The sequence below is a fragment of the Bradyrhizobium sp. genome, from assembly GCF_019242285.1.
In the GTDB taxonomy this organism is placed as follows: domain Bacteria; phylum Pseudomonadota; class Alphaproteobacteria; order Rhizobiales; family Xanthobacteraceae; genus Bradyrhizobium.
Genome location: NZ_JAFAVV010000495.1, coordinates 1 through 4107, shown reverse-complemented (window position 1 = coordinate 4107; position 4107 = coordinate 1). Strand labels below are relative to the sequence as shown.

Annotated in this window: 3 protein-coding genes; 1 reads left to right on the top strand and 2 read right to left on the bottom strand. The window is 65.6% G+C overall.

Features of this window, described 5'->3' with window-relative positions:
• Positions 1-343: 343 nt before the first annotated feature.
• Positions 344-715, bottom strand: coding sequence for a hypothetical protein (locus JOY90_RS19570; protein WP_291692755.1), 372 nt, complete (start codon positions 713-715; stop codon positions 344-346).
• Between the two features lie 98 nt (positions 716-813).
• Positions 814-1980 carry an alpha/beta hydrolase gene (locus JOY90_RS19565; RefSeq protein WP_291692754.1) on the bottom strand — a complete coding sequence of 389 codons (1167 nt, stop codon included), beginning with the start codon at positions 1978-1980 and terminating at the stop codon, positions 814-816.
• Positions 1981-2339: 359 nt separating this feature from the next.
• Here JOY90_RS19565 and JOY90_RS19560 point away from each other — a divergent pair.
• The coding region (locus JOY90_RS19560) for a propionyl-CoA synthetase (protein WP_291692753.1) at positions 2340-4107 on the top strand (1768 nt) is incomplete at its 3' end.

Below are 4107 nucleotides of genomic sequence, written 5' to 3'. Positions count from 1 at the left end.
CCGCGCAGCATCTCGCGTCCACCGCTCCCCGCGCCCAACGTTCGTGACGATGGCGAAACGCCCCTCTTTCGGGTACGGGATGCCGGATAATAAGCATATTTTCTGAAAAAAAGAAAGAGGAAAATTCGCGCAGGCGGGAGTGAACGGCGCTATGCGATTGAAGTGCCGGCCGAACTTACTTTTTGGGCGCAGGCGATTTGACGGGCATTTCCCGGGGTGAACAGGGCGACTGTGGTTTCACTCGGCTGATTCGGTCTCGCCGATCATCACGCCCAAGAAAAACCCCGGCCGCGTCACCGCGTTCCGGGGTCCTTCCGTCAGCCGCCGCCGCAGGCTGACACCATCAATAGCGGTCGTGATGATGGTGATGGTGATGGTGGTGATGATGATGATGATGATGCCGGTGCGGCCGCACGACGATGATCGGCCGGTGGCGGAAGTAGCCGTGATGGTGATGATGGTGGTGGTGACGATAGGCCACCTGCACCTCACCCGCAGTCTTCTCACCGGCACTCTTGTCACCCGAGATCATGGCCGGGGCTTGCGCATCCACCGCGCGCAGCGTGGCCGCTGCATTCGGGATCGGCGTCAGCAGATCGGCGTAGGAATTGGCCTGCAACGGATCGGTCGGTGTCGGCGCCGGCGTGGCCTGGGCGGTGCCCAGCGTGCCGAGCGCAGCGACCGCTCCCAAGAGTCCGGCGATCTTCTTCTCCATAAACATATCCTCCAATGCCCATAGCCCGGGAACCCAAACGCCAGGGGGCGCCCGAAGTTCCCATGCCGTGGGTCATCATTAGGCAGAGGATGCGACGCTTATGCGGTTTGCCGCGTGTCGGCATCGCGCAGGAACTGCAGCAGCAATTTGACCACCTGCTCCGGCTGCTCCTGTTGCACCCAGTGGCCGGCGTCGTCGACCAGATGGCAGCCGATCATGTTGGTGCAGGCGCGGGACTGCATTGCCTCAAAGGCGCCGGGGAACTGGTAGGTTCCCCAATCCTGCCTGCCGGAGATGAAGCAGGACGGCACGTCGATGGTGCGGCCGGACCAGATTTGCAACTCGGGAACGAACATGCCCGAGGTGCCGCAGCGATACCATTGCAATCCGCCCTGGAAGCCCGTGCGCTGATACTCGGCGGTGTAGAAGGCGAGATCGCTCTCCGGCAGCCATGGGTTGGCGGCAATCGCCTCGGCCGACGGCATCTCTTCCGCCACCGTCTCCGCCATGGTCCTGGCGAGGTCCATCACGTAATAGGTCGGCAGCGTCGCGAGCTCGGCGGCCGACCAGGATGCGAACGGATGCGGCTGGTTGGCTTTCCAGTCCGCGCTCTTGTGGTGGTAGTAGGCGCGCAGGAAATCGTGCAGGCCCTGCGGGGCCTGATGCATGTCTGCATTGGCTGCGCGAGTCGAATAGTACCATTGATAATGCTTGCGCGGCCGCGCCAGCGCGGCGAGCTCGCGATGCACCGGATCTTCCGCCGCGGGCTTCGCGGGCCGGTCCGCGACATCGAACGGCAGCGACGGCGGTCCCGTGAACGGCGCGCTCATCATCACCACGGAGGAGAACACGTCCGGCCGCACCAGCGCGCACCAGGCTGCGACCGGGCTGCCGAAATCGTGCCCGATCACCGCATCGATGCGGCGATGGCCGAAGGCCGCGATGAGCCCGAGCGCGTCGCGCACGAGGTTGAGGAAACGGAACGGCGCCAGCTCGCCGTCGTAATCCGCGCTCCAGCCGGTGGTGCGGCCATAGCCGCGCTGGTCCGGCGCCAACACGTGATAGCCGGCTTCCGCCAAATGAGGCATCACCTTGCGCCAGCTGTAGGCGAGCTCCGGAAAGCCGTGCAGCAGCAACAGGCAGGGCCTGTCCTTGGTCTCGAAGCCGGCTTCGAGCACATGCATGCGCAGGCCGTTGACGCCGTCGACGAAGCGGGAGCGGATGGCGGGAGGAAGCGGAATCGGGGAGAGATCCGTCGTGCCCATGCGCGAACTCCGATCTTTGGGGGTGGCTGCCAAAGTTGCACCAACGCGCCTTCAACGGCTTGCCACACTGCCTGCGATAATTCCAGCAAGCCCTGGAGCCGCCTGCTCGACGGCTCCCAATTGCCGGATTATTCCGTGCCGTGGATCGTGCGCCTGCGCCTCGTCGCTCGCCAATCCCGCTGCTCGGTGAGGTCTTTCTCGCGCCGTAGGCCCGAAGGCGGCAAGACGTCGGCGTTTTCGGCTTGAATCGCGGCGTCTTCGCGCGAAAATGACCGCAAATCCGATCCGGCTTGATCCGGATCATGGCGTGGCAGCGGCCGCCATGCACTGCAAGCCGATTCGAGCGGGAGATCGACGCCATGAACGTCCAGGACAATAGCCGATACCATGAGGTGCACGCCCGCTCGCTGCGAGATCCCGAGGGCTTCTGGGGCGAGGCGGCGCGCGAGATCGACTGGATCATGCCGGCGAGCAAGGTCTTCGACCCGTCGATCGGCCTCTACGGCCGCTGGTTCACCGGCGGCGTGGTCAACACCTGCTACAATGCGCTCGACCGGCACGTCGCGAACGGCCGCGCCGATCAGCTCGCGCTGATCCACGATTCACCGCTGGCTGGCAGCGTGACGAAATTCACCTATGCCGGGATGCTGAAGGAGGTGCAGGCGCTCGCGGCCGTGATGGCCGATTTCGGTGTCGGCAAGGGCGACCGCGTCATCCTCTATATGCCGATGGTGCCGGAGGCCGTCGTCGCCATGCTCGCCTGCGCGCGGATCGGTGCGGTGCACAGCGTGGTGTTCGGCGGCTTTGCCGCCAAGGAGCTCGCGACCCGTATCGACGACGCGACGCCGAAACTGATCCTGTCGGCGAGCTGCGGCGTCGAGCCCGGTCGCATCGTGCAGTACAAGCCGCTGCTCGACGAGGCGATCGCGCTCTCGGCGGCGAAACCATCGGCCTGCCTGATCCTGCAACGGCCGCAGCACGGCTGTGCTCTCGTGGCCGGCCGCGACCATGACTGGTCGACGCTGCGGCAAAAGGCGCTTGACGCCGGCAAGGCCGCGCCCTGCGTGCCGGTGGCGGCGACCGATCCGCTGTACATTCTCTACACCTCGGGTACGACCGGCAGGCCGAAGGGCGTGGTGCGCGACAATGGCGGGCACCTGGTCGCGCTGAAATGGTCGATGTTCAATCTCTACGGCATCAAGCCCGGCGAGGTCTGGTGGTGCGGCTCCGACATCGGCTGGGTGGTCGGCCACAGCTACATCGTCTACGGGCCGCTGCTCCATGGCGCGACCTCGGTGATGTACGAGGGCAAGCCGGTCGGCACGCCCGATGCCGGCGCGTTCTGGCGCGTGATCTCAGAGCACAAGGCGGTGGCGCTGTTCACAGCGCCGACCGCGTTCCGCGCCATCCGCAAGGATGATCCGGAGGGCAAGTTCATCCGGCAATATGATCTGTCGACATTCCGCACGCTGTTCCTGGCCGGCGAGCGCGCCGATCCGCCGACGGTGGAATGGGCCGAGGCGCAGTTGAAAGTGCCTGTGATCGATCACTGGTGGCAGACCGAGACCGGCTGGTGCATCGCCGGCAATCCGATCGGGCTCGGCCAGCTCCCGGTCAAGCACGGCTCGCCGACGGTGGCGATGCCCGGCTACCAGGTCGACGTGGTCGACGAAGCGGCCAAGCCGGTGGGCGCGAACAAGATGGGCTCGATCGTCATCAAGCTGCCGATGCCGCCGGGCTGCCTGCCGACGCTGTGGCAGCAGGACGATCGCTTCAGGGAGGCCTATCTCACCGAGTTCCCCGGCTACTACAAGACCTCCGACGCCGGCTACAAGGACGAGGACGGCTATGTCTTCGTGATGGGCCGCACCGACGACATCATCAATGTCGCCGGCCACCGGCTGTCGACCGGCGGCATGGAGGAGATCCTCGCCTCGCACGCGGATGTCGCGGAATGCGCCGTGCTCGGCATCAGGGATGCGATCAAGGGCGAGGTGCCCTGCGGCTTCATCGTGCTCAAGGCCGGCGTGGCGCGCGCGCCTGCCGAGATCGAGAAGGAGGTGGTGAGCCTGGTGCGCGAGAAGCTTGGTCCGGTCGCCGCGTTCAAGCTCGCGATCACGGTCGGCC